This is a genomic window from Kitasatospora sp. NBC_01300, from assembly GCF_041435235.1.
Taxonomy (GTDB): domain Bacteria; phylum Actinomycetota; class Actinomycetes; order Streptomycetales; family Streptomycetaceae; genus Kitasatospora.
Window position 1 is genome coordinate 3,974,750 of the sequence record NZ_CP108408.1, and the last position, 24,365, is coordinate 3,999,114.

General features: G+C 73.7%; 19 protein-coding genes and 1 pseudogene. 17 read left to right on the plus strand and 3 right to left on the minus strand.

What is annotated here, in order from left to right; translation table 11 throughout:
* Positions 1-363: 363 nt before the first annotated feature.
* Positions 364-2,001 carry a replicative DNA helicase gene (dnaB, locus tag OG556_RS17725; RefSeq protein WP_371517886.1) on the plus strand — a complete coding sequence of 546 codons (1,638 nt, stop codon included), beginning with the start codon at positions 364-366 and terminating at the stop codon, positions 1,999-2,001.
* An 83-nt stretch (positions 2,002-2,084) separates the two neighbouring features.
* Complete coding sequence (locus OG556_RS17730; protein WP_371517888.1) at positions 2,085-3,563, plus strand: acyltransferase family protein; 1,479 nt, start codon at positions 2,085-2,087, stop codon at positions 3,561-3,563.
* A 74-nt stretch (positions 3,564-3,637) separates the two neighbouring features.
* Here the strand turns inward: OG556_RS17730 and manA are convergent, their stop codons facing one another.
* Positions 3,638-4,828, minus strand: coding sequence for a mannose-6-phosphate isomerase, class I (gene manA / locus OG556_RS17735; protein WP_371517889.1), 1,191 nt, complete (start codon positions 4,826-4,828; stop codon positions 3,638-3,640).
* 330 nt (positions 4,829-5,158) lie between these two features.
* Here manA and OG556_RS17740 point away from each other — a divergent pair, with 330 nt between their 5' ends.
* The 11 genes and pseudogenes from OG556_RS17740 to OG556_RS17790 all read left to right on the plus strand — a co-directional run bounded on the left by OG556_RS17740 (position 5,159) and on the right by OG556_RS17790 (position 16,857).
* Entirely contained in the window at positions 5,159-5,923 is a 765-nt protein-coding gene (locus OG556_RS17740; RefSeq protein WP_371517890.1) for a polyprenol monophosphomannose synthase, read from the plus strand.
* Between the two features lie 232 nt (positions 5,924-6,155).
* The gene (locus OG556_RS17745; RefSeq protein WP_371517891.1) at positions 6,156-7,211 is read left to right on the plus strand and encodes an MBL fold metallo-hydrolase; all 1,056 of its coding nucleotides are present in this window, start codon (positions 6,156-6,158) and stop codon (positions 7,209-7,211) included.
* Positions 7,212-7,227: 16 nt separating this feature from the next.
* Complete coding sequence (locus OG556_RS17750) at positions 7,228-7,809, plus strand: molybdenum cofactor guanylyltransferase (RefSeq protein WP_371517892.1); 582 nt, start codon at positions 7,228-7,230, stop codon at positions 7,807-7,809.
* A gap of 106 nt (positions 7,810-7,915) precedes the next feature.
* Positions 7,916-8,197: pseudogene (locus OG556_RS17755) on the plus strand (DUF6457 domain-containing protein); the annotation flags it as partial.
* On the plus strand, positions 8,194-9,447 hold the full coding sequence (locus OG556_RS17760) for a molybdopterin molybdotransferase MoeA (RefSeq protein ID WP_371517893.1): 1,254 nt from the start codon (positions 8,194-8,196) through the stop codon (positions 9,445-9,447). The pseudogene OG556_RS17755 and the gene OG556_RS17760, both read left to right, overlap by 4 nt.
* Positions 9,448-9,496: 49 nt before the next feature.
* On the plus strand, positions 9,497-10,543 hold the full coding sequence (locus OG556_RS17765; protein ID WP_371517894.1) for a TrkA family potassium uptake protein: 1,047 nt from the start codon (positions 9,497-9,499) through the stop codon (positions 10,541-10,543).
* A 47-nt stretch (positions 10,544-10,590) separates the two neighbouring features.
* Entirely contained in the window at positions 10,591-11,568 is a 978-nt protein-coding gene (locus OG556_RS17770; RefSeq protein ID WP_371517895.1) for an NAD(P)H-quinone oxidoreductase, read from the plus strand.
* Between the two features lie 164 nt (positions 11,569-11,732).
* The gene (locus OG556_RS17775; RefSeq protein WP_371517896.1) at positions 11,733-12,416 is read left to right on the plus strand and encodes a hypothetical protein; all 684 of its coding nucleotides are present in this window, start codon (positions 11,733-11,735) and stop codon (positions 12,414-12,416) included.
* 199 nt (positions 12,417-12,615) lie between these two features.
* Complete coding sequence (locus tag OG556_RS17780; protein WP_371517897.1) at positions 12,616-13,227, plus strand: bacterial proteasome activator family protein; 612 nt, start codon at positions 12,616-12,618, stop codon at positions 13,225-13,227.
* A gap of 258 nt (positions 13,228-13,485) precedes the next feature.
* Positions 13,486-14,961 carry a protein kinase gene (locus tag OG556_RS17785; protein WP_371517898.1) on the plus strand — a complete coding sequence of 492 codons (1,476 nt, stop codon included), beginning with the start codon at positions 13,486-13,488 and terminating at the stop codon, positions 14,959-14,961.
* 183 nt (positions 14,962-15,144) lie between these two features.
* A complete protein-coding gene (locus tag OG556_RS17790; RefSeq protein WP_371517899.1) occupies positions 15,145-16,857 on the plus strand; it encodes a protein kinase in 1,713 nt (570 codons plus the stop codon).
* Between the two features lie 20 nt (positions 16,858-16,877).
* Here the strand turns inward: OG556_RS17790 and OG556_RS17795 are convergent, their stop codons facing one another.
* Positions 16,878-17,978 (minus strand): phosphotransferase, encoded by a 1,101-nt coding sequence (locus OG556_RS17795; RefSeq protein WP_363619424.1) that lies wholly within the window; start codon positions 17,976-17,978, stop codon positions 16,878-16,880.
* A gap of 67 nt (positions 17,979-18,045) precedes the next feature.
* Positions 18,046-18,705 carry a response regulator transcription factor gene (locus tag OG556_RS17800; protein ID WP_350876661.1) on the minus strand — a complete coding sequence of 220 codons (660 nt, stop codon included), beginning with the start codon at positions 18,703-18,705 and terminating at the stop codon, positions 18,046-18,048.
* 426 nt (positions 18,706-19,131) lie between these two features.
* On the opposite strand from OG556_RS17800, the gene pdhA reads away from it, so the two are divergent.
* The 4 genes from pdhA (at position 19,132) to OG556_RS17820 (ending at position 24,352) form a co-directional block, all read left to right on the plus strand.
* Positions 19,132-20,286 carry a pyruvate dehydrogenase (acetyl-transferring) E1 component subunit alpha gene (gene pdhA, locus OG556_RS17805; protein ID WP_371517900.1) on the plus strand — a complete coding sequence of 385 codons (1,155 nt, stop codon included), beginning with the start codon at positions 19,132-19,134 and terminating at the stop codon, positions 20,284-20,286.
* Positions 20,286-21,260: an alpha-ketoacid dehydrogenase subunit beta gene (locus tag OG556_RS17810; protein ID WP_063348502.1), complete on the plus strand. Its 975-nt coding sequence runs from the start codon at positions 20,286-20,288 to the stop codon at positions 21,258-21,260. Before pdhA ends, OG556_RS17810 begins: the two co-directional genes overlap by 1 nt.
* Positions 21,261-21,275: 15 nt before the next feature.
* Positions 21,276-22,748, plus strand: a complete 1,473-nt coding sequence (locus OG556_RS17815; protein ID WP_371517901.1) for a dihydrolipoamide acetyltransferase family protein — start codon at positions 21,276-21,278, stop codon at positions 22,746-22,748.
* Positions 22,749-23,128: 380 nt separating this feature from the next.
* The gene (locus OG556_RS17820; protein WP_371517902.1) at positions 23,129-24,352 is read left to right on the plus strand and encodes a benzoate/H(+) symporter BenE family transporter; all 1,224 of its coding nucleotides are present in this window, start codon (positions 23,129-23,131) and stop codon (positions 24,350-24,352) included.
* The last annotated feature ends 13 nt before the right edge of the window (positions 24,353-24,365 follow it).

Sequence of the window (24,365 nt, forward strand, 5' to 3'; positions counted from 1 at the left end):
CGCCCGCGGGCGTCCGGCTGCGTGTGAAGAATTTCTCATGCACAGGCCCGGTAAGAGGTAATACCTGGTCAGCAGGTTGACGGTGGACAGATGGTCTGGTTATCCACAGGGCCTTCCACAGGGGCGTCCACAGCTTTGCGGCACTTCTCCACAGCCCAGGGCCGCTCGTCCACACCCCCTGTGGATAACCGCCTTGGCTGAACGGCTCCCGGCGCCTTAGCGTGGGCCCTCCGCCCGACACTCCCGCCCGCCCCGGCGTCCGATTTGTCGGTGCCGTGGCGTACAAAGAGGAGCGGCTCCGCTCCACCCAGCCACCGGCAAGGCCCGCTCCAACTCGCACCACTCGCTGATCGGGGAACACGCGTGACCGGCCCCCAGTACGACGACCACGACGCCCCGCCGCCGGAGGAGGACTGGCAGCCCGCCGAGGACCCCTTCCCGGCCGGCGCCTTCGACGACGCGTCCTTCCCCGACGGGCCCGGCGACCGGCTCCCGGTCTCCCGCAGCCGCTCCGGCCAGGGCGGCGGCCGGGAGGGCAACCGGGACGGCGGCGGTCGTGAGGGCGGCTTCCAGAAGGGCGGCAAGGGCGGCCGGAGCGGCGCCCCGCGCGACGGTTCGCAGAGCGGTGGCGGCGGCTGGCAGCGCCGCGACGACGAGGGCCAGGGCGGCGTGGACGGCTTCGAGCGCGTCCCCCCGCAGGACCTCGCCGCCGAGCAGTCCGTCCTCGGCGGCATGCTGCTGTCCAAGGACGCCATCGCCGACGTGGTCGAGGTGCTCAAGCCGGCCGACTACTACCGGCCCGCGCACGAGATGGTCCACGGCGCGATCCTCGACCTGTACGCCCGCGGCGAGCCGGCCGACCCGATCACCGTGGCCGGCGAGCTCACCAAGCGCGGCGAACTGCAGCGCGTCGGCGGCGCCTCCTACCTGCACACCCTGGTCAACTCCGTCCCGACCGCCGCCAACGCCGAGTACTACGCCCAGATCGTCCACGAGCGCGCCGTCCTGCGCCGCCTGGTCGAGGCCGGCACCCGGATCGCCGGCATGGGCTACGCGGCCGAGGGCGACGTCGACGAGATCGTCAACGCCGCCCAGGCGGAGATCTACGCCGTCACCGAGCAGCGCACCAACGAGGACTACGCGCCGCTCGCCGACATCATGGAGGGCGCCCTCGACGAGATCGAGGCGATCGGCTCCCGCAACGGCCAGATGTCCGGCGTCCCGACCGGCTTCGCCGACTTCGACGCGCTCACCAACGGCCTCCACCCCGGCCAGATGATCGTCATCGCGGCCCGCCCCGCGATGGGAAAGTCGACGCTGGCGCTGGACTTCGCCCGCGCCTGCTCGATCCAGAACAAGCTGCCGAGCGTGATCTTCTCGCTCGAAATGGGCCGCAACGAGATCGCCATGCGCCTGCTGTCCGCCGAGGCCCGGGTCGCGCTGCACCACATGCGCTCCGGGAACATGACGGACGATGACTGGACCCGCGTCGCCCGCCGGATGCCCGACGTCAGCGAGGCGCCGCTGTTCATCGACGACTCCCCGAACCTGTCGATGATGGAGATCCGGGCCAAGTGCCGCCGGCTCAAGCAGCGCAACGACATCAAGCTGGTCGTCATCGACTACCTCCAGCTGATGCAGTCCGGCGGCTCCCGCCGGGCGGAGAACCGCCAGCAGGAGGTCTCCGACATGTCGCGAAACCTGAAGCTGCTGGCCAAGGAGCTGGAAGTCCCGGTCATCGCGCTCTCCCAGCTGAACCGTGGCCCCGAGCAGCGCACCGACAAGCGGCCGATGGTCTCCGACCTGCGCGAGTCCGGCTCGATCGAGCAGGACGCCGACATGGTCATCCTGCTCCACCGCGAGGACGCCTACGAGAAGGAGTCCCCGCGCGCCGGCGAGGCCGACCTGATCGTCGCCAAGCACCGTAACGGCCCCACCGCCACCATCACGGTGGCCTTCCAGGGCCACTACTCGCGCTTCGTCGACATGACCCGGGACTAGGAACGGCCGCGGGGGCACTCGGGAGGCCTCGTCCGACCGTCACCGAGGCGAACGCATCAGTGTGATGAGCTACTGTCCGTGCGGTGAAAACGATACGACAGCTGTCCGCCCGCCGGGCCGGGGGAAGCAAGCAGGCTCGGGCGGGCGGATCGGCCAGTCGGCTGGGCTGGCTCGACGCGCTTCGCGGCGTGGCCGCCCTGGTGGTGGCGCTCCACCACTTCGACGTCCTGAAGATGCTGCCGGACGGGGTGGCGTCCTTCATCTGGTGGCACGCCGACCTGGGCCTCTACGGCGTCATGCTGTTCTTCCTGGTCAGCGGTTACATCATCCCGGCCTCGCTGGAGCGCCGCGGGGACGTGCGGGCGTTCTGGATCGGACGGATCTTCCGGCTCTGGCCGCCGGTGATCATCGGAATCACGGTGGCGCTGGCCATCATCCCGAAGGGCGACGGCTCGGTCGCGCTCTTCGCCACCGATCACGACCTGATCTACGTGGCCGCCAACTCGACCATGCTGCAGGACTTCATGGGCGTCTGGAACGGCCTGGGCGTCATGTGGACCCTCAGCTACGAGATGGTCTTCTACTACATGGTCACCGCGCTCTTCACGGTCGGCCAGCACCGCCGCAGCGGCCCGATCGCGGTCGGCTTCGCCGGTGTGGCGCTGCTCTTCGGCACCTCCATCGCCTCCCACACGCTGACCAGTGACATCACCTCGACCCGCAACCTGGTCTGGGGCTCCGTCCTGATCGTGCTGTTCGGCTTCGCCTGCGTGCTGAGCGGCCGGCCGAACCTGACCCGGGTCGGGGCGATCACGCTCGGCCTGCTGGGCTTCGTGCTGATGTACAACAACAGCCGGGCCCCGATGTTCGAGACCCTGATGATCTTCGCGACGATGTTCGCGGGCACCGCGATCTACCGGGCCGAGAACCGCCAGATCGACCGCCTCCAGGCGATCATGTGCTGCGGCTTCGTGCTCGTCGCGGGGGTGGCCGTCGCCTGGATGTACAACCGTGACGGCATGGAGCAGAACACCTGGACGTCCGGCTGGATGGCCTGGGCCGGCTCCTACCTCGGGGCCTGGATCACGTTCGGCATCGGCATGGCGCTGCGCAAGCGCCGCTTCCCGAAGCCGCTCACCTGGCTCGGCGGGATCAGCTTCTCGCTCTACCTGCTGCACGTCCCGCTGGTGCACACCATCCAGCCGCTGCTGCACGTGCCCAAGGTGCCGCCGACGACCGGCGGCAAGCTGATCTGGACGGCCGAGTACCTCGTCGTGATCATGCTGGCGAGCTGGGTGATGTACCGGCTGGTGGAGCTGCCCGTGCAGAAGCTGGGCCGCAAGGTGGCCAAGGCGGTCGAGCGCCGCTGGCCGGGCGGTGCCCTGCAGCCGGCGGCCGCCGCGTCGACCGGGGCGCCCGCGACCGGCGAGGCCGCCGGGGCCGTTCCGGCTCAGTCCGGGGAGAAGGGCCAGTCCGGGGAGAAGGGCCAGGGCGGGGGGCAGGACCAGGAACAGGTGCCGGTCGAAGTCGGCGCCGGCGGCCCGGGGCAACGGGTCGGCTGACCGCCGCACGGACGCGCCGAGGGCTCGCCTCCCACCCGGGAGGCGAGCCCTCGGCGCGTGGCCCCCGGGCGCCGTCAGACGGTGACGGTGGCGCGGAAGAGGGTCGTGGCGGTGCCGGACAGCCGGGTGGGGGCGCCGGTGGCGGGGAGGAAGGCCGACCGGCCGCGGGCGAGCTCCAGGGTGGTGCCGTCGGCGGCGGTGAGCCGGGCGGTGCCCTCGGTGCAGAGCAGGATCTGCGGGGCGCGGCCGTCGACCTCGCGGTCCCGGCCGTCCAGGACGAAGCGGGAGAGCCGGAACTCGTCGATCGGGACGGGGTAGAGCTCCTCGCCGGCGGTGCCGTCGACCGGGCGGGGGTGCAGCAGCTCGGGGGCGCCGGCCTCGAAGACCAGGACCTTCAGCAGCTCGGGCAGGTCGATGTGCTTGGGGGTGAGGCCGGCCCGTAGCACGTTGTCGGAGTTGGCCTGGAGCTCGACGCAGGCGCCCGACAGGTAGGCGTGCGGCACGCCGGCGTCCAGGTAGAGCGCCTCGCCGGCCCGGAGCCGGAAGTGGTTGAGCAGCAGGGCGGCGATCAGGCCGCGGTCCTCCGGGAAGTCCTCGGCGATCCGGGCGTACGGCCCGTAGTCGCCGGCCGGGTCGGTGCGGGCCAGGGCCCGGGCCGTCTCCCGGACGGTCTCCTCGGCGGCCTTCCCGTCCATGGCGAGGATGGCGGCCAGCGTGCCCCGCAGCGCCTCGGCCTCGTCCTCGACGGCCAGCAGGTCGATCAGCGGGGCGAGCCCGGGCACCGCGAGCCCGGCCATCAGCCCGGCTGCCTCGGCGGGCCGCCGGAAGCCGCAGAGCCCCTCGAAGGCGCCCAGCGCGCAGACCATCTCGGGCTTGTGGTTGGCGTCGCGGTAGCTCCGCTCGGGGGCGTCCAGCGGGATGCCGAGGGCGTTCTCGGCGGCGAACCCGGCGCGGGCCTGGGCGATCGTGGGGTGGGCCTGGATGGACAGCGGGAGGCCCGCGGTCAGGATCTTGAACAGGAACGGCAGGGTCGGACCGAACCGGGCGACGGTCGCGGCGCCGAGCTCGCCCTCGGGGTCGGCCGCGATCAGCTCGTCCAGCCGGCGGGGCCCCTCGCCCCGGTCGGCCCGGGACGGGTCGCCGGGGTGGGCGCCCATCCACAGCTCGGCCTGCGGTTCGCCGGTCGGCTCCTGCCCGAGCAGTTCGGGCAGGGCGGTCAGCGACCCCCAGGCGTACGGGCGGACGGTGTTGATGAGCCTGTCCATGCGCGCGGTCCTACTCCTTCGCTGGGTGGCGGGTGTGCCGGATCGTCGGGGCAACGGGCCCGACGGTGCGGGGGGCCGGACACGGGCAAGGTCATCGACCCTAGCCGACCGGTGTCGCCCGCGAGGAAACGGCGGGTACCGGAGGGGAGTGCCCTGGCCGGACCGGTGGTTCCCGGGCGCGGTAGTAGGATGCCAGGACGCAGTAGTCTCCGCCCTGCACAGCAGTTTCCACCGTGGTTCACCCCGTCGGCGGGCTGCCGGCGGAGCCGCGTTCCAGAGTGCGGGCGATGGTGTTCTGACACTCCCCGCCATCGGCCGAGAGGTTTGTACGTGACCGTGAACCAGCAGAGTTTTGCTGATCTCGGCAGGGTCCTGGTGATCATTCCGACCTACAACGAGGCGGAGAACGTCGAGCGGATCGTCGGCCGGGTGCGGGCGGCGGTCCCCGAGGCCCACGTGCTGGTCGCCGACGACAACAGCCCCGACGGCACCGGCGAACTGGCCGACAAGCTGTCCGCCGAGGACCCGAACGTGCACGTCATGCACCGCAAGGGCAAGGAGGGCCTGGGCGCCGCCTACCTCGCGGGCTTCCGCTGGGGCATCGACAACGGCTACGACGTCCTGGTCGAGATGGACGCGGACGGCTCGCACCAGCCCGAGGAACTGGACCGGCTGCTGAGCGCGCTGCGCGGCGCCGACATGGTGCTGGGCTCGCGCTGGGTGCCGGGCGGCCGGGTGGTGAACTGGCCGAAGTCGCGCCTGCTGCTCTCCCGCGGCGGCTCGACCTACTCGCGGCTGGCGCTGGGCGTGCCGATCCGGGACGTCACCGGCGGCTACCGGGCGTTCCGCAAGGAGACCCTGCTGGGCCTGGGCATGGACGAGGTGGCCTCGGCCGGGTACTGCTTCCAGGTCGACCTGGCCTGGCGCACGGTGAAGGCCGGGTTCAAGGTGGCCGAGGTGCCGATCACCTTCGTCGAGCGCGAGCTGGGCGCGTCCAAGATGAGCCGCAACATCGTGGTCGAGGCGCTGTGGCGGGTGACCGCCTGGGGCGTCTCCGACCGGCTGGCCCGCCTGCGCGGCGCGGCCAAGCGCTGACCCCCACGAAGTGACCGCCCGGGGCCCGTCCGTCGTCACGACGGACGGGCCCCGGGCGTTCCCGTGCCCCGGGGCGGGCCGCCCACGACGCCGAGGCTCCGGCCGTTCGGGCCGCGATGTGACCTGAGCCGGAAGGCGTGCCCCGCCGGGCGCGCCTTCCGCGCAATCCGACACCGGTACTCCCATGCTGTAGGGCGCAGGAAGTCCGACCGCCGACCAGAGGGAGCAGCCAGTGACGTCGTCCCCGCCCGAGGAGGGCGCCGGCGCGGAGCGCACGGCGGCCGAGGCCGCCGCCCCGGACCACGAGCGGCCCGCCCGCCCGCTGGAGGTCGCCGTCTTCACCGGCCCCGAATCGGCCTTCTTCGCCACCTCCACCCTGATCCTCGGCGAGCGGACCGCGATCCTGGTCGACGCCCAGCTCACCCGCAGCGCCGGCCGCGAGCTCGCCGAATGGGTCGCCGGCAAGGGCCGCCGACTGCTCGCCATCGTCGTCACCCACCACCACCCCGACCACTACTTCGGCGCCGAGGAGGTGCTGAGGCTCTTCCCCGACGCCCGGCTGCTGGCCGCGCCCGCCGTGGTCGACGGCATCCGGCGCACCGCCGCCGCCAAGGTCGCCCAGTGGAAGCCGGTCTACGGCGACGACATCCCGGACCACCCGCTGATCCCCGCTCCGCTGCTGCCGCAGCCCCTCATGCTCGACCGCCAGGTCATCCCCGTGCTGCTGCTCGGCCAGGGCGACTGCGGCGACTCGACGGTCGTCCACGTGCCGAGCATCCGGACGGTGATCGCCGGGGACTTCGCCTACAACGGCACCCACGTCTGGACCGCCGACACCACCCCGGCCCAGCGCACCACCTGGGGCCACAACCTCGGCCGGATCGCCGACCTCGGCGTGGACCGGGTCATCGCCGGCCACCGCGCCCCCGACCAGGGCGACGACGCCGCCCGGGTGCTCGCCTTCACCGGCGAGTACCTCCAGGACTTCGACCGGCTGCTGGCCGAGCACCCGCACGACCCGGAGGCACTGGTCACCGCGATGAACGAGCGGTACGGGGAGCTGACGCTGCCGGCCATCCTGGAACTGGGCGCCGCCGCCAACACCGCCCGGGCGGCGCGAGGGGGCGAGATCGTCGAGGCGGAGATCGTCGAGGACGACATCGTCGAGGCGGAGATCGTCGAGGACGAGCCCACCGAGGAGCCCGGGGAGTCCACGGAGCCCGAGCAGTCCACGGAGTCCGAGGAGCCCGGGCGGTCCCCGGAGCGCGGGACGGGCGGAGCCGAGTAGGGCGGATACTGGCCGCATGACGCCCTACGACGTGATCGTCCCGGCCGGCGGGGCCGCCCGTCGCCTCGGCGGGGCCGACAAACCCGGGCTGACCGTGGGCGAGACCACCCTGCTCGACCGGGTGCTCGCCGCCTGCACGGGCGCCCGCACCACCGTCGTGGTCGGCCCCGACCGGCCGACCGCGCGCACCGGCGTCCGCCGGACCAGGGAGCAGCCGCCGGGCGGCGGGCCGGTCGCCGCCGTCGCCGCCGGGCTCGACCTGGTCACCGCGCCGACCGTGCTGCTGCTCGCCGCCGACCTGCCGTTCCTGGACCGACGGACCGTCGACCGGCTGGTCACCGTCCTCGCCGAGGCGGGCCCGGCCGTCGAGGCCGCCGTCCTGGTCGACGCCGGCGGGCGCGACCAGCCGCTCGCCGCCGCCTACCGCACCGCCCCGCTGCGCACCGCGCTGGCCGCCCTCGGCGATCCGGCCGGCCTCCCGCTGCGCCGCCTCATCGGCGGTCTCGCCCGGCAGTTGGTGGCCGACACCGACAACGTCGCCTACGACTGCGACACCTGGGAGGACCTCGAACAGGCCCGGGAGCGCGACCGGTCGTAGGGCGTGTTGCGTCGTTCCCGCCGGTCCGTGCGCACGGACCGCGCGGGTGTGCGTGCGGGAAACGACGCGCGCCGCACACGGGGCGAACACTCCGGGGAAACCGCCGATCAGGCAGCATGGGCGCATGGAGCGCACGCTGGAAGACTGGATCGCCGAGGTCAGGGCCGACCTGGGCATCGACCTGGATGTCGACGTCCGGGGACTGCTCGACCTCACCCGGGTGGTCGCGCACGGGGTGGCCCGCCCGGCCGCGCCGCTGACCGCCTTTCTGATCGGCTACGCGGCCGCCCAGCAGGGCGGCGGGCCGGAGGCCGTGGCCGAGGCCGCCCGGCGGACCGCCGCGCTCGCCGAGCGCTGGAGCGCCGCCGACGGGCCGGGCGAGCCGTGAGCGCCGTCGGCCGGACCACCGTGGCCGCCCGGTCGGCCGGTCCCGGCGTGCTGAGCTGGGCGCAGGCCCGCGAGGCCGCCCGCCGGGCCGGGCTGCGCCCGCTGCCGGCGGTCGGGCTGCCGCTCGCCGAGGCGCTCGGCCGCACCCTCGCCGAGCCGCTCACCGCGCTGACCGACCTGCCCGCCTTCGACACCTCCGCGATGGACGGCTGGGCGGTCGCCGGGCCGGGCCCCTGGCGGGTCGCCGGGCGGGTGCTGGCCGGTCGGGCCGCGTCCGCGCCGCTGGCCGACGGCGCCGCCGTCGAGATCGCCACCGGCGCCCAACTGCCGCCCGGCGCCACCGCCGTCCTGCGCCGTGAGCACGGCCGCACGGACGGCACGCTGCTGCACGACTGCGGCCACCAGTCGCTGACCACCGGTCAGGACGTCCGCCCGCGCGGCCAGGAGTGCCGTCGCGGCGAGGCGTTGCTGCCCGGTGGCGCCCTGGTCGGTCCGGCCGTGCTCGGTCTGGCCGCCGCCTGCGGTCACGACCGGCTCGCCGTGCGCCGCCGCCCGGTGGTCGAACTGCTCGTCCTCGGCGATGAGTTGCTCGCCTCGGGCGTCCCCGGTCCGGGCCTGGTCCGGGACGCGCTCGGGCCGCTGCTGCCGCCCTGGCTGCGGGCGGCCGGTGCCGAGGTGGCCGAAGTGCGGTCCGTCCGGGACGACTTCGGGCTGCTCCGGGACGCGCTGCGGCACTCCACCGCCGACATCGTGGTCACCACCGGCGGAACGGCGGCCGGCCCGGTCGACTTCCTGCACCGGGCCCTCGCCGAGGCCGGGGCCCGGCTGCTGGTGGACGGCGTGGCCGTCCGCCCCGGACACCCGATGCTGCTGGCCGAACTCCCCTCGCCCGCATGCCCGTCGGCCGGCCCCGCCCGGAGCGGGGGGCCGGGTGGGCGTCACCTGGTGGGGTTGCCCGGCAATCCGCTGGCCGCCGTCGCCGGGACGGTCACCCTCGCCCTGCCGCTGCTGCACGCCCGCAGCGGGCGGTCCGCCGTCACCCCGGTCCTCGCACCCACCGCCGTCGGCCTGCCCGGGCACCCGGTGGACACCCGGCTGCTGCCCGTCCGGCACACCGCCGACGGCGTCGTCCCGCTCGCCTTCGACGGGCCCGCGATGCTGCGCGGCCTCGCCCGGGCCGAGGCGCTGGCCGTGGTCCCGCCCGGCGGCGCGGCGGCCGGCGAACCCGTCGAACTGCTGGAGGCGCCGTGAACGGGCCCACCGGGGCGTGCGCGCCCCACGACAGCGGGGAGGTGGCCGCATGAGCAGGCTGCGGGGTGTGCCCGCCCCGGGAACCGAGCCGTGGTCGGACTCCGGGATCGTGCTGCCCGCCCGGCGGAGCGCGCCGGCCCTCCGGCAGGTCGGCTCCCGGCTGCTGCTGGCGCTCGCCGTCCTGGTCGCCACGACGCTGATCGTCTACGTCGACCGGGACGGCTACAACGACAACGCGGGCGACGGGGTCAGCTTCCTGGACGCGGCGTACTACGCCACCGTGACGCTGTCCACCACCGGGTACGGCGACATCACCCCGTACAGCGACGGCGCCCGGCTCACCAACATCTTCGTGATCACCCCGCTGCGGGTGGTGTTCCTGATCATCCTGGTCGGGACCACGCTGGAGGTGCTCACCGAACGAACCCGCCAGCAGTGGCGGTTGAACCGCTGGAGGTCCACCGTGCGCGAGCACACCGTCGTCATCGGGTACGGCACCAAGGGCCGCAGCGCCGTCGACACCCTGCTCGGGCAGGGCGTGAAGAAGGACGAGATCGTCGTCGTCGACCCGCAGCGCAAGGTGATCGACCAGGCCGCCCGGCACGGGCTGGTCGGCGTGGTCGGCGACGCCACCCGCACCGACACGCTGCTGCGGGCCGAGGTGCCCACCGCCGCCCGGGTCGTGGTCGCGCCGGAACGGGACGACACCGCCGTCCTGGTCACGCTGACGGCGCGCCAGCTGAACAAGGGCGCCACCGTGGTCGCGGCCGTCCGGGAGGACGAGAACGCCCCGCTGCTGCGGCAGAGCGGCGCCGACGTCGTCGTCACCAGCTCCAGCTCGGCCGGGCGGCTGCTCGGCCTGTCGATGCTCAGCCCGCACGCCGGCGCGGTGATGGAGGACCTGCTCACCTACGGCAACGGTCTGGACGTGGTCGAGCGCCCCGTCACCCGGGCCGAGGCCGGGCACAGCCCGCGCGCGTGCGAGGACCTGGTGGTCGCGGTGGTCCGCGGCCGGCGGGTGCTCAACTACACCGAGCCCGAGGCCGCCGTGCTCCAGCTCACCGACCGGGTGATCGTGATCAAGTCGACCGGCTGACGCGGGCCTTGCCCGCTCCTCGCCGTGACGCGCAGTAGGTTCGGGTCATGCATGCGATGACGATTCCCGTACCCGGCGGTCCCGAGGCACTCGTGTGGGCGGAGGTGCCCGACCCGGTGCCCGGCGAGGGCGAGGTCCTGGTCGAGGTGGCGGCCACCGCCGTCAACCGCGCCGACCTGCTCCAGCGGCAGGGCAACTACAACCCGCCGCCCGGCGCCTCGCCCTACCCCGGGCTGGAGTGCGCCGGGCGGATCGTCGCCCTCGGTCCGGGCGTGTCCGGCTGGGCGGTCGGCGACGAGGTGTGCGCGCTGCTGTCCGGCGGCGGGTACGCGCAGCTCGTCGCGGTGCCGACCGGGCAGCTGCTGCCGCTGCCCAAGGGCCTGGGCTTCGAGGAGGCCGCCGCGCTGCCCGAGGTCGCCTGCACGGTGTGGTCCAACGTGTTCCTCACCGCCCACCTGCGGCCCGGCGAGACGGTGCTGCTGCACGGCGGCGCGAGCGGCATCGGGACCATGGCGATCCAGCTGGCCAAGGCGGTGGGCGCGCGGGTCGCGGTGACCGCGGGCAGCGCCGGGAAGCTGGCCCGGTGCGTCGAACTCGGTGCCGACATCGCGATCGACTATCGCGAGCAGGACTTCGTCGAGGTGCTCAAGGAGGCGACCGGCGGGGCCGGGGTGGACGTGATCCTGGACATCATGGGCGCCAAGTACCTGCAGCGGAACGTGGACGCGCTGGCCGTCAACGGGCGGCTGGTGATCATCGGGCTGCAGGGCGGGGTGAAGGGCGAGCTCGACCTCAACGCGCTGCTGCGCAAGCGCGCCGCGGTGATCGCCACCAATCTGCGCGGGCGCCCGCTGGCGGAGAAGGCGGCGATCGTGGCGGCGGTGCGCGAGCACGTGTGGCCGCTGGTGGAGTCCGGGGTGGTGAAGCCGGTGGTCGACCGGGTGCTGCCGCTGACCGATGCCGGTGACGGGCACCGGGCGCTGGAGGCGGGGGAGCAGGTCGGCAAGGTCGTGCTGCGGGCCTGAGCCTGGCCCGAGGGGCTGACGTCCGAGGGTCTGCGGCCCGAGGGTCTGTGGCCTGGGGCGGAACGTCCGAAATGCCCTGATCGTCGGATTGTGTGAGGCTGGTTCGGAGCTGTCCCGCCGCCGACCCCGCCGCGCGCGGTCGGCCGTCGGAAGGACCTCCGACCGTGGCCGCACCAACGCACCTCCTCGGGCCGCTGCCCTCCGCGCCGCACCACCGTCGTACCCGCCGTACCGGCCGTACCGGCCCGGGCCGGGCCCAGCGACTGATCGCGGCGGCCGTACTCGGGCTCACGCTCCCGCTGGCCGCCGCTTCGGCGGCCGCCGCCGTCGGGCCGGTGGCGTCGTCGCCGTCCCCGTTCACCGCTGAGCCCGCCGCCGTGGGCAGGCCGGAGCCCCAGGCCGTTCCGGCGGTCGGGCCGCCGCAGCACCCGCGCCCCGGCCGGGGCGACGCCCGGGTGTTCCGGCGCTGGGCGGTGTGGGCGCCCGAGCGCGCCGACACCGCCCCCGAGCGGGCGCCGGACCGGGCTCCCGAGCAGAACCCCGAGCAGACCCCTGCGCAGGTTCCCGAGCAGAACCCCGACCAGGTTCCTGACCGGAGCACCGGGCCGGCCGGTGCGGGGGACCAGGCCGAGGCCGACCAGGGCACCCCGGACGCGGCGGCTCCCGGTGCCGACGCCGCACCGGACGCCGCCGCCGCGGCGACCGCCCAGGCCGTCGCCGCCGCCGTCCCCGCCGTCCTGCCCGCCCGCTGGCGGGACGCCTCGACCCTCCAGTTCCCGCTGGGCGCGGGGCTGGGGTTGATCGGCTGCGGCCTGGGGTTGATCGGGTTGCGGCTGCGCCGGGGGTGAGCCGCGGGGCGGGGGCGGCGGGGGGAGGTTCCGTGAGGGGTGTGTGCGCGCCCCAGGGGGGCCGGGGCGGGCCGGGAGCTGAGTATCCGTACGGATTCCGGGGCGGCGCCCGGGGGCGTACCGTCGTCAGCGGTGGCTCAGGACGGCGGTCGTACGGGGGCTTCCGCCCGACCAACCCCAGTGAGAGAGAATGTTGTTCATGACGAATCCGATGAACGAGCGCTCGTTTCAGCAGCCATTCCAGGCCGCGGGCGGGCAGTCGCAGGACGGCCAGAAGGTGCTGATCGTCGGACCGGACGGGCTGCCCGTGGGCCAGGGGTTCGCCGGCTCGGCGGGGGACGAGGACGAGGGCGACCTGCCGCGTGAGCTCCCGGTGACCGAGATGGTCGAGCAGCCCGCGAAGGTCATGCGTATCGGCAGCATGATCAAGCAGCTGCTGGAGGAGGTCCGGGCGGCGCCCCTCGACGAGGCCAGCCGGGCTCGGCTGAAGGACATCCACGCCAGTTCGATCAAGGAGCTGGAGCTCGGTCTGGCCCCCGAGCTGGTCGCCGAGCTGGAGCGGCTGTCGCTGCCCTTCACCGAGGACAGCATTCCGACCGAGGCGGAGCTGCGGATCGCCCAGGCCCAGCTGGTCGGCTGGCTGGAGGGCCTGTTCCACGGGATCCAGACCGCGCTGTTCGCCCAGCAGATGGCGGCGCGGGCCCAGCTGGAGCAGATGCGGCGGGCGCTGCCGCCCGGTCTGCACGGCGCCGAGCCGGACGAGGACGAGCCGGGCCAGGGCCGCGGCATCCGTTCCGGCCCGTACCTGTAACGGGCCGCCGACACCGGACGTACCACGACGGTCCGCCCCGGGCCGGGGCGCCGCCGGAGGCGCCCCGGCGGTCCGGGGGCAGGACCGGCCCTGGACCGATCACCGTCGGCGTCAGCCGATACCCTGACCCCTGTCGCAGGCCGGTCGCACCGCCGCGGCAGGGGTCTGCCGGGCCCGCGGGCCCGGCCCACCACGCACGGACGAGACCGAACGTCACGGTCGCGGCGCCACGGCCGCGCCGAGGGGGAGCAGAGGACCATGAGCGAGCACGGCAACGCGGCGGTCGGGGGCTCCTCCCTGGGCAACGGCCGCTATGTGCTGCAGCGGCTGCTGGGCGAGGGCGGCATGGCCTCGGTGCACCTCGCGTACGACAGCGTGCTGGACCGGCAGGTCGCGCTGAAGAGCATGCACAACGAGCTGGGCCGGGACGCCTCGTTCAAGGAGCGGTTCCGCCGCGAGGCGCAGGCGGTGGCCCGGCTGGAGCACCCGAACATCGTCACGGTGTACGACAGCGGCGAGGACGTCGCGCCGGACGGCTCCAGCACCCCGTACATCGTCATGCAGCTGGTCGACGGCAAGGGCCTGCGCGAGGCGATCAACGAGGCGGTCGCCCAGTACGGCGCGATGCCGACCGAGGAGGCCCTGCGGGTCATCGTCGGCGTGCTGAGCGCGCTGGAGGCCTCGCACGACATGTCCCTGGTGCACCGCGACATCAAGCCCGGCAACGTCATGTTCGACCGCAAGGGCAATGTCAAGGTCATGGACTTCGGCATCGCCCGGGCGCTGGAACCGGGCGCCACGTCGATGACGCAGACCGGCATGGTGGTCGGCACCCCGCAGTACCTGTCGCCCGAGCAGGCGCTCGGCAAGCCGGTGGACGCCCGCTCCGACCTCTACTCGGTCGGCGTGATGCTCTTCGAGATGCTCACCGGGCAGCTGGTCTTCGACGGCGACTCGGCGTTCTCGATCGCCTACAAGCACGTCCAGGAGGAGCCGCCGGCGCCGTCCACCCTCAACCGGTCGGTCAACCCGGCGGTGGACGCCTTCGTCGCCCAGGCGCTGCGCAAGGACCCGGCGCACCGGTTCCAGAGCGCGGCGGCGATGCGGGACGAGGCGGAGCGGCTGATCGCGGCCGCGAAGGGCGGCGGCAGCGGGCACCCGCTGCAGGCCAGCACGCCGCTGGTGATCAACGAGGGCCCGCGCTCGGTGCACGCGGCGCCGCAGGCCCCGCAGACGCCGCACCCCCAGTACCTCCAGCAGCCTCCGCCGCCGCAGCAGCCGCAGTACCGGACCCCGCCGCCGGCCTTCCAGCCGCCGCGTCCGCAGGGGCCGCAGACGCCGCACCCCCAGTACCTCCAGCAGCCTCCGCCGCCGCAGCAGCCGCAGTACCGGACCCCGCCGCCGGCCTTCCAGCCGCCGCGTCCGCAGGGGCCGCACACGCCGCACCCCCAGTACCTCCAGCAGGCCCCGCCGCAGCGGGCGCACACCCCGCCGCCGCAGCCGATGCCGCCGTACCAGCAGCCGAAGGCGCCCAGCGGCGGCGGCTGCTCGACGGCCGTGGTCGTCATCGGGATCATCGTCGGCGTGCTCGTGCTGGCCGGCATCGTCATCGCGATCGTGGTCAACAAGGCGCAGGACAACAAGACGAAGACCAAGAGCGGGCACACCACCGGTGAGCGGCCCGCAGCGGTGCTGGTGGTTGACCTTCCGGCCGACCGGAATGGCCTGCTCTGACGCTTTCCGGCCGGTTCGGGCGTGCCACGGGCCCGCGCCGGAGGCGGTAGCGTTCGGGGATACGAAGCGACAGGGCACCGCGATCCGAGCGAACGCCCGGGGCGAGGAGCGATGGCACAGACGCAGCAGCCGGATGACGGAACGGGTGCCGGAGCTGACGGCCGGACCGGCGGGACGCCGAGGATGCCCGGACCCGGCAGCGACGCCGCGACCAGCGCGTTTCCCCCGGGCGGCCCGCAGACCCCCGGCCGCGGCACGGCCGCGCCGCTGGGCACGGTCGGCGACGGCCGCTACCGGCTGACCTACCGGCTCGGCCGCGGCGGCATGGCCGAGGTGTTCGCGGCCGAGGACGTACGGCTGGGACGGACGGTCGCGGTCAAGCTGCTCCGCGGCGAGCTGGCCCAGGACGACATCGCCCGGCTGCGGTTCACCCGCGAGGCACACGCCGTCGCGGGGCTCAACCACCACTCGATCGTCGCGGTCTACGACACCGGCGAGGAGTACGCCGGGGACGAGTCCACGCCGTACATCGTGATGGAGCTGGTCGAGGGCCGGACCGTCCGCGAGCTGCTGGTGGACGAGGACGCGCCGCCGGTCGACCAGGCGCTGATCATCATCGCCGGGGTGCTGGAGGCGCTGGCCTACAGCCACCGCAACGGCATCGTCCACCGGGACATCAAGCCCGCCAACGTGATCATCACGACCGCGGGCGCCGTCAAGGTGATGGATTTCGGCATCGCCCGGGCGCTGACCGGCACGGCCAGCACCATGACCCAGACCGGCATGGTCATGGGCACCCCGCAGTACCTCTCGCCCGAGCAGGCCCTCGGCAAGCCCGTCGACCACCGCTCCGACCTGTACGCGGCCGGCTGCATGCTGTACGAACTGCTGGCGCTGCGCCCGCCGTTCACCGGCGACACCCCGCTCTCGGTGGTCTACCAGCACGTCCAGGACATGCCGGTGCCGCCCTCGCAGGCCAACGGCCGGGTGCCGGTCGGGCTGGACCAGCTGGTGCTGCGCTCGCTGGCCAAGAACCCGGACGACCGCTTCCAGGACGCCGACGAGTTCCGCGCGCACGTCCAGCACGCGCTGCGCGAGATGCACGGCGCGGGCGGCGCGGGCTGGGCCGGCACCACGGCCGGACTGGCCGCCGCAGGGCAGGGGAACACCGACGCCACCCAGGTGATCCGGCCCGACCAGACCGCGGCCACCGCGGCCTTCGGCGCGATCGGCCCCGGCGACCAGACCTCGGTGCTGCCCTACCAGGGGATGGGCGGCCCGGGCGGCCCGCATACCCCGTCGACGCCCTACCCGGGGGCCGGCGGCCCCTACGACGGCGACGACGACGGCGGCTCCGGCCGTCGGCGCGGGCCGTGGGCCTGGGTGGCCGGCACCGCGGCCGTGCTGCTCGCGGCCGGGGTCGGCATGGCGTTCGCGTTCAGCGGCAACGAACCCGGGAACTCGCACGTCGTGCCGCCGACACCGCTCCCGGCGGTCAGCACGACCGAGCCCAGCACGCCGCCCCAGAGCGGCTCGCAGAGCCCGCCCGCGTCCAACACCGGCAGCCGGCGCCCGACGCAGCCGACCGAGAACGGCGGCAACGGCGGCAGCTACAACAACGGCGGCAGCGGCGGCAACAACAACGGCAACAACAACGGCAACAACAACATGTCGCCGTCTCCGGGTTCGGGCAAGCACTCGACGCCCGCGTCGCCCAGCCAGACCCCCAGCCACACGCAGCCGCCCACCACGGCGCCTGGCACGCCCAGCACGGCGCCGACCACCCCGAGCACGGGAAGCGGCGGCAGCACGGGGGCGGCCACGCCGCCGCCGGCGACCAAGTCGAACCCGCCGGCCACCCAGCCGCCGGCGACCCAGCCGCCGGCGACGCCCTGATCGGGCCGGGCTGACACCGGTCAGTTGGCGAAGGCGTCCAGGACCTGTTCGTACTCCTGGCACCACCACGTCAACTGGCCGGCCGAGGCGGGGTAGAGCGGGTCGGCCCGGTGGTCGGCCCGCTGGTAGCGCCACTGGAGCATCCAGAAGTCGTTCAGCCGCTCCCACCAGACCCGGTGGACGGCGGCGGCCAGGTGCTCGGCGGTGGCGGCTCCGGTGGCCCGGTAGGACTGCGAGTAGTGGCGGACCCGCACCAGGTCGAGGGTGCCGGACGTCCGGTCGTTGAAGAGCAGCGTGGCGGCGCGGACGGCCTCCTCGGCGCGCGGCTGCGGGCCGAGCTTGTCCCAGTCCAGGACGGCCGCGACCGGGCCGCCGTCGGGGCCGTCGCCGTACAGCAGGTTGAGTCCGTGGAAGTCGCCGTGGGTCCAGCCGGTGGGCGGGGCGGTCTGCGGGGCGGGGCGGCGGTGGGCGTGTTCGGCGAGCAGTTCCAGCCTTTCGGTGAGCCTCCGTTCGACCAGCGCGTCCAGGTCGCCGTACGGGCGGTGGGCGCGGGCGTGGCGCCGCAGGTCGCGGGCGAGGTCGGCGCTGTCGAGGGGGTCGGCGGTGCGGTAGCCCGGGGGTTGTTCGAAGGGGGCGCACACGTCGTCGAGCGCGCCGTGCAGTCGGCCGAGCAGCGCGCCGAGCGCGTCGCACTGCGGCGGGGAGAGGTCGGTACCGTGCCGGTGTCGGCCATCCACCCAGGGGAACAGCGCGAACAGCCGGCCGCCGTAGCCGGCCACCGTGCCGGCTCGTTCGGCGCAGGTCAGCGGGGGTGCGACGGGCAGCCCGAGGGCCTGGAGCCCGGCCATCGCCCGGTGGTGGGCGACGATCTTCGGGCGGCTGGCGGTGGCGGCGTCGACGTAGCACTTCAGGAAGTACGCGCCGGTCTCGGTGGTGACCCGGTACCCGCGGTTCAGCAGGCCTTCGGCGACCGGTTCGGCGGTCAGCAGTCCCCCCACCCGGTAGCGGCCCAGGACCTCGGCGAGTGCGGCGCGCGGGACGGGCGGACTGAGGGTCCCTATCGGCGGCGCGGAGAGGTCGGGGCGGGCCGGGGAGCAGGAGAGGGTCTGGCTGAAAGTCACAGCCAGAGGTTAGGGCCCCCGTGCGGGGGCCCTTGACAAGTCGTCAGTTCTGTGATCGCCGTTCTGGTCAGTGCTGCTGGTCCGCCTGGTGCCGTGCCACGAAGGCCGCCGCCTGGGTGCGTCGCTCCATTCCCATCTTGGCGAGCAGACTGGAGACGTAGTTCTTCACCGTCTTCTCGGCCAGGTGCAACTCGTTGCCGATCTGACGGTTGGTCATCCCCTCGCCGATCAGATCGAGGATCCGGCGCTCCTGCTTGGTGAGTTGCGCCAGCCGCTCGTCCTCCTTCTCGCCGCCGTCGCGCAGCCGGGCCAGCACCCGGCTGGTGGCGACCTGGTCGAGCAGCGACTTGCCGGCCGCGACGTCCCGGACGGCGGTGATCAGGTCGGTGCCGCGGATCGCCTTCAGGACGTAGCCGGACGCGCCCGCCATGATCGAGTCGAACAGCGCCTCGTCGTCCGAGAACGAGGTCAGCATCAGGCACTTGATCTCCGGCAGCCGGGACCGGATCTCCCGGCAGACCTCGACCCCGTTGCCGTCCGGCAGCCGGACGTCGAGCACCGCGACGTCGGGGTGGACCGCCGGGATCCGGGTGAGCGCCTCGGCGGCGGTGCCGGCCTCGCCGACCACCTCGATGTCGTCCTCGACCGAGAGCAGGTCGTGCACGCCCCGCCGGACAACCTCGTGATCGTCGAGCAGGAAAACCCTGATTTGTCCGTTATCAGTCACGTCCAAAGCCTCCCATATCACCGTACGGAAGACCTATCGTCCCTGGTGCCGCGGTCAGGCGGTCCGGCCGGGGCGGTCCGAAACCGATACCGAGAACCCCCTTACGTACGGGCTCGCGCCCGGATAACGTGCGCTGGTGTCCTGAAGGCGCCCGAATTGAGAGCTGCGTCACGCGGTCCGTCACCCCCACCCTTCCGACGGCGCGCTGCCCGCGGCACCCTCGGGGTTGTAAGCCCTGAACAAGTAGGACGTCCTAGCGCAAGCGCGCCAAGGGCGGACGCTGGGTAACGTTCTCGTGAGGGACGCCGTCGGAACAGGATCACCACCTGCCCCGCAGTAGGAGCGCACACCCACGCGCGCCCCGCGAGGCGGTGACCGGACCGGTCACCGGCGACCCCGGGCGGCCGGACAGACCGAGGAGTGAACGTGACCGTCAAAAGCACGGCGAGGGCCCGCAAGAAGGCGGCCCCCGGCGTCCCTGACACCCTCCGCGCCACGGGGAAGGACGCCCAGCCGGAGCTCGTACAGCTGCTCACCCCGGAAGGCGAGCGGGTCGAGCACCCGGACTACCCGCTCACCACCACCCCGGAGGAGCTGCGCGCCCTCTACCGCGACCTGGTGCTGGTCCGCCGGTTCGACGGCGAGGCCACCGCACTCCAGCGCCAGGGCGAGCTGGGCCTGTGGGCCTCGCTGCTCGGCCAGGAGGCCGCCCAGGTCGGCTCCGGCCGCGCCATGCGCACCGGCGACTACGCCTTCCCCACCTACCGCGAGCACGGTGTCGCCTGGTGCCGCGACGTCGACCCGCTCAACCTGCTCGGCATGTTCCGCGGCGTGAACCACGGCGGCTGGGACCCGAACGAGAAGAACTTCCACCTGTACACCATCGTGATCGGCGCGCAGGCCCTGCACGCCACCGGCTACGCGATGGGCATCAGCAAGGACGGCGCCGACGACGCGGTCATCGCCTACTTCGGCGACGGCGCCTCCAGCCAGGGCGACGTCAACGAGGCCTTCACCTTCGCCTCGGTCTACAACGCGCCCGTGGTGTTCTTCTGCCAGAACAACCAGTGGGCGATCTCCGAGCCCACCACCACCCAGACCAAGATCCCGCTGTACCGCCGCGCCTCCGGCTTCGGCTTCCCCGGCGTCCGGGTCGACGGCAACGACGTGCTGGCCTGCCTGGCCGTCACCCGCTGGGCGCTCGACCACGCCCGCAGCGGCAACGGCCCGGTGCTGATCGAGGCGTTCACCTACCGGATGGGCGCGCACACCACCTCCGACGACCCCACCCGCTACCGGCCCACCGAGGAGACCGAGGCCTGGAAGGCCAAGGACCCGATCGCCCGGCTCCGCGCCCTCCTGGAGAAGGAGGGCCTGGCCGACGAGGAGTTCTTCACCGCGATCGACGCCGAGAGCGAGCGGCTGGGGCTGCGGGTGCGCGAGGGCGTGCGCGGCATGCCCGACCCGGACCCGACCCTGATCTTCGACCACGTGTACAGCGAGCCGCACGCGCTGGTCGATGAGGAACGGGCCGAGTACGTCCAGTACGCGGCCTCCTTCGAGGCGGGGGAGAACCTCTGATGGCCGGTCAGCTCAGCATTGCCAAGGCGCTCAACGGCGCGCTGCGCAAGTCGCTGGAGAGCGACCCGAAGACCGTCCTGATGGGCGAGGACATCGGCAAGCTCGGCGGCGTCTTCCGGATCACCGACGGCCTGCAGAAGGACTTCGGCGAGGGACGGGTCATCGACACCCCGCTCGCCGAGTCCGGCATCGTCGGCACCGCGATCGGCCTGGCGCTGCGCGGCTACCGCCCGGTGGTGGAGATCCAGTTCGACGGCTTCGTCTACCCGGCCTTCGACCAGATCGTCTCCCAGCTGGCCAAGATGCACGCCCGCGCGCTCGGGAACATCAAGCTCCCGGTCACCATCCGCATCCCCTTCGCGGGCGGCATCGGCGCGGTCGAGCACCACAGCGAGTCGCACGAGGCGTACTTCGCGCACACCGCGGGCCTGCGCGTGGTCAGCCCGTCCAACGCGCACGACGCGCACTGGATGCTGCGGCAGGCCATCGCCTCGGACGACCCGGTGGTCTTCCTGGAGCCCAAGCGCCGGTACTGGGACAAGGGCGAGGTCGGCGACGCCGCCGACCTCGGACTGCACGACGCCCGGATCGTGCGCTCCGGCACCGACGCCACGCTGCTCGCCTACGGCCCGATGGTCAAGGTCTGCCTGGAGGCCGCCGCGGCCGCCGAGGAGGACGGCCGCCGACTGGAGGTCGTCGACTTGCGCTCGCTCTCCCCGGTGGACTTCACCACCCTGGAGGAGTCGGTCAAGCGCACCGGGCGGGCCGTCGTGGTGCACGAGGCGCCGGTCTTCCTGGGCATGGGCGCCGAACTGGCCGCCCGGCTCACCGAACGGTGCTTCTACCACCTGGAGGCGCCCGTGCTGCGGGTCGGCGGCTACCACGCGCCGTATCCGCCGTCCCGCGTCGAGGAGGCCTTCCTTCCCGACCTGGACCGCGTGCTCGACGCCGTCGACCGCGCACTCGCGTACTGATCCGGGGGAGCGAAGATGACCACCGAAGTTCGCTCGCTCCGCGAGTTCAAGATGCCCGATGTGGGCGAGGGCCTGACCGAGGCCGAAATCCTCAGCTGGTACGTCAAGCCCGGTGACACCGTCACCGACGGGCAGGTCGTGTGCGAGGTGGAGACCGCCAAGGCGGCGGTGGAGCTGCCGATCCCGTTCAACGGGGTCGTCGAGCAGCTCTTCTTCCCCGCGGGCGCGACGGTCGACGTCGGCACCGTGATCATCTCGGTCGCGGTCGCCGGGGAGGCCGGGGCCGCGGCTCCTGTCGCCGCTGCCGCTGCCGCTGCCGCTGCCGCTGTTGCGCCCGTCGCCGCCGCGCCGGCCGAACCGGCCGAGCCCGAGCGGCGCGAGGTGCTGGTCGGCTACGGCCCGCGCACCGGCACCGCCCAGCGCCGGGCCCGGCGCACGACCACGACGACCGTCACCGCGACGCCGGCTCCGGCCGCGCCCGTCGTGCCGGCGGCTCCGGTCGTGCCGGCCGCTCCGGCACCGGCCGCGCCGGTCGCGACCGCCTCGCCCGTCCTGGCCGAACAGCCCGCCGGGGAGCGGCCGTTGGCCAAGCCGCCGGTGCGCAAGCTGGCCAAGGACCTCGGCATCGACCTGCGCGCGGTCGTCCCGACCGGCCGGGACGGCGTGATCACCCGCGAGGACGTGCACGCCCACGCGTCGGCCCTGGCCGCCGCGCAGGCCGCCCCGGCGGCGCCGGTCGAGGCCGCTCAGGTCGCGGCGGCGGTGCCGGCGCCGGTCACCGTGGCGGGCGACGTCCGGGTGCCGATCAAGGGCGTCCGCAAGGCGACCGCGCAGGCGATGGTGGCCTCGGCCTTCACCGCCCCGCACGTCACCGAGTTCGTCCAGGTCGATGTGACCCGCACGATGAAGTTCGTCCGCCGGCTCAAGGAGAGCGGCGAGTTGGGCCGGGACGTCCGGATCAGCCCGCTGCTGCTGGTCGCCAAGGCGCTGCTCACCGCGGTCAAGCGGCACCCCGAGATCAACGCGCAGTGGGACGAGGCGGCCCAGGAGATCGTCATCAAGGGCCAGGTGAACCTCGGCATCGCCGCGGCCACCCCGCGCGGCCTGATCGTCCCCAACATCAAGGACGCCGGCGGCAAGACCCTCACGGGCCTCGCCGTCTCGCTGGGCGAGCTGATCGACACCGCCCGCCAGGGCAAGACCTCGCCGGGCGACATGCAGGGCGGGACCATCACCATCACCAACGTCGGCGTCTTCGGCGTCGACACCGGCACCCCGATCCTCAACCCCGGCGAGGCCGCGATCCTCGCCGTCGGCGCGATCCGGGACATGCCGTGGGTGCACAAGGGCAAGGTCGTCCCGCGTCAGGTGACCACGCTGGCGCTCTCCTTCGACCACCGCCTGGTGGACGGGGAGTTGGGCTCCAAGGTGCTGGCCGACGTGGCCGCGCTGCTGGAGCGCCCGAAGCGCCTGATCACCTGGGGCTGACGGCCCGGGACGTCACGGACAGGACGCCACGAAGGGGCCTTCCCCCACACCGCCGTGTGGGGGAAGGCCTCTCCGCTTCTGCCCGCCCGTCGGCCGTCGCTGGGGGCGAAGGCGGCGCGCGGCGATCAGGACCAGCCGATGGCGGACGCGCGCATGACCTGACTCCCCGGGGTCATGGGTCCGACGGCGTGGCTGGGTGAAGACGGCGTGGCCGGGTGAAGGCGACGGGCCCCGCTCCGGGCGGAGCGGAAGCGCCCCGGCCCCGCCGGTCGCACTCTCCGTGCCTTCATCCGTACAGACGTGCATCCTTGCCGGGGGTTGCAGGTGGTTTCAAAGTCTTTTCCGGGAGCCCGGGTTGCGGTGTTGGGGATACTTCCGGAATGACTGAAGAGCTGACGGTCCGACCGGAGACGGTGCCGGACGGGGGCGGGGAGCGCCGCTCGCTGCGGCGGGACGTGTCGGGGCCGGCGCTGCTGGCGGGGTTGGTCTGCATCGCGGTGTCGTTCTCGGGGCCGCTGGTGGTGGTGCTCGCGGCGGCGGCCGCCGGGCGGCTGGACGCGGCGCACACGGCGTCCTGGATCTGGGCGATGGCCATCGGCAGTGGGCTGAGCGGCTTCGCGCTGAGCTGGTGGACCAGGACCCCGGTGATCACCGCCTGGTCCACCCCGGGCGCCGCGCTGCTGGTGACCAGCCTGGGCGCGTACCCGTACCGGGAGGCGGTGGGGGCGTTCCTGGTGAGCGCGGTGGTGGTGACGCTCTTCGGGGTCACCGGCTGGTTCGGCCGGCTGATCGCGGCGGTGCCGACCGGGATCGTCAACGCGATGCTGGCGGGCATCCTGTTCTCCTTCGGCGCCGGGATCTTCGGCGCCGTGCACGGCGCGCCGGTGCTGGTGGTGGGCAGCCTCGCGGCCTTCCTGCTGGCCAAGCGGCTGGCCCCGCGGTACGCCGTCCCGGTGGCGCTGCTGGTGGGCGGGGTGCTGGCGGCGCTGACCGTCGGACTCCCGCTGCACCTGGGCTCGGGCGGGCCGACCCGGCCGGTGTTCACCGTGCCGGCGTTCTCCTGGGCGGCCGCGGTGGGGCTGGCGCTGCCGCTCACGATCGTGGTGCTGGCCTCGCAGAACGCACCGGGCCTCGGGGTGATGCGGGCCTTCGGCTACCGGGCGGACGACCGGCTGCTGATCGGGTCGACCGGTGTGGTGTCGCTGCTGCTGGCGCCGTTCGGCTCGCCGGGGGTGAACCTGGCGGCGATCACGGCGGCGATCTGCTCCGGCCCGGAGAGCCACCCCGACCCGCGCCGCCGCTACATCGCGGGGATGTCCTCGGGCGTGCTGTACGTGCTGGTGGGCAGCTTCGGCGGGGTGCTGGTGAGCCTGTTCACCGGCCTGCCGAAGGAACTGATCGCGGTGATCGCCGGGGTCGCCCTGCTGGCCTCGCTGCAGGGCAGCCTGGCGGCGGCGGTGGCGGACGAGCGGGGGCGGGACGCGGCGGTGGTGACCTTCCTGGCCTGCGCCTCGGGGATGAGCCTGTTCGGGATCGGTTCGGCCTTCTGGGGCCTGCTGTTCGGCCTCGGCACCCACCTGGTGCTGAACCTCCGCAGGCGCTGACGAGAGGCTTTTC

Coding starts and splice junctions, on each gene's coding strand:
- manA (WP_371517889.1), bottom strand. CDS start 4,828: ATGGACAGGCTCATCAACACCGTCCGCCCGTACGCCTGGGGGTCGCTG.
- OG556_RS17750 (WP_371517892.1), top strand. CDS start 7,228: ATGACGCCCTACGACGTGATCGTCCCGGCCGGCGGGGCCGCCCGTCGC.
- OG556_RS17765 (WP_371517894.1), top strand. CDS start 9,497: ATGAGCAGGCTGCGGGGTGTGCCCGCCCCGGGAACCGAGCCGTGGTCG.
- OG556_RS17770 (WP_371517895.1), top strand. CDS start 10,591: ATGCATGCGATGACGATTCCCGTACCCGGCGGTCCCGAGGCACTCGTG.
- OG556_RS17780 (WP_371517897.1), top strand. CDS start 12,616: ATGACGAATCCGATGAACGAGCGCTCGTTTCAGCAGCCATTCCAGGCC.
- OG556_RS17785 (WP_371517898.1), top strand. CDS start 13,486: ATGAGCGAGCACGGCAACGCGGCGGTCGGGGGCTCCTCCCTGGGCAAC.
- OG556_RS17790 (WP_371517899.1), top strand. CDS start 15,145: ATGCCCGGACCCGGCAGCGACGCCGCGACCAGCGCGTTTCCCCCGGGC.
- OG556_RS17810 (WP_063348502.1), top strand. CDS start 20,286: ATGGCCGGTCAGCTCAGCATTGCCAAGGCGCTCAACGGCGCGCTGCGC.
- OG556_RS17815 (WP_371517901.1), top strand. CDS start 21,276: ATGACCACCGAAGTTCGCTCGCTCCGCGAGTTCAAGATGCCCGATGTG.
- OG556_RS17820 (WP_371517902.1), top strand. CDS start 23,129: ATGACTGAAGAGCTGACGGTCCGACCGGAGACGGTGCCGGACGGGGGC.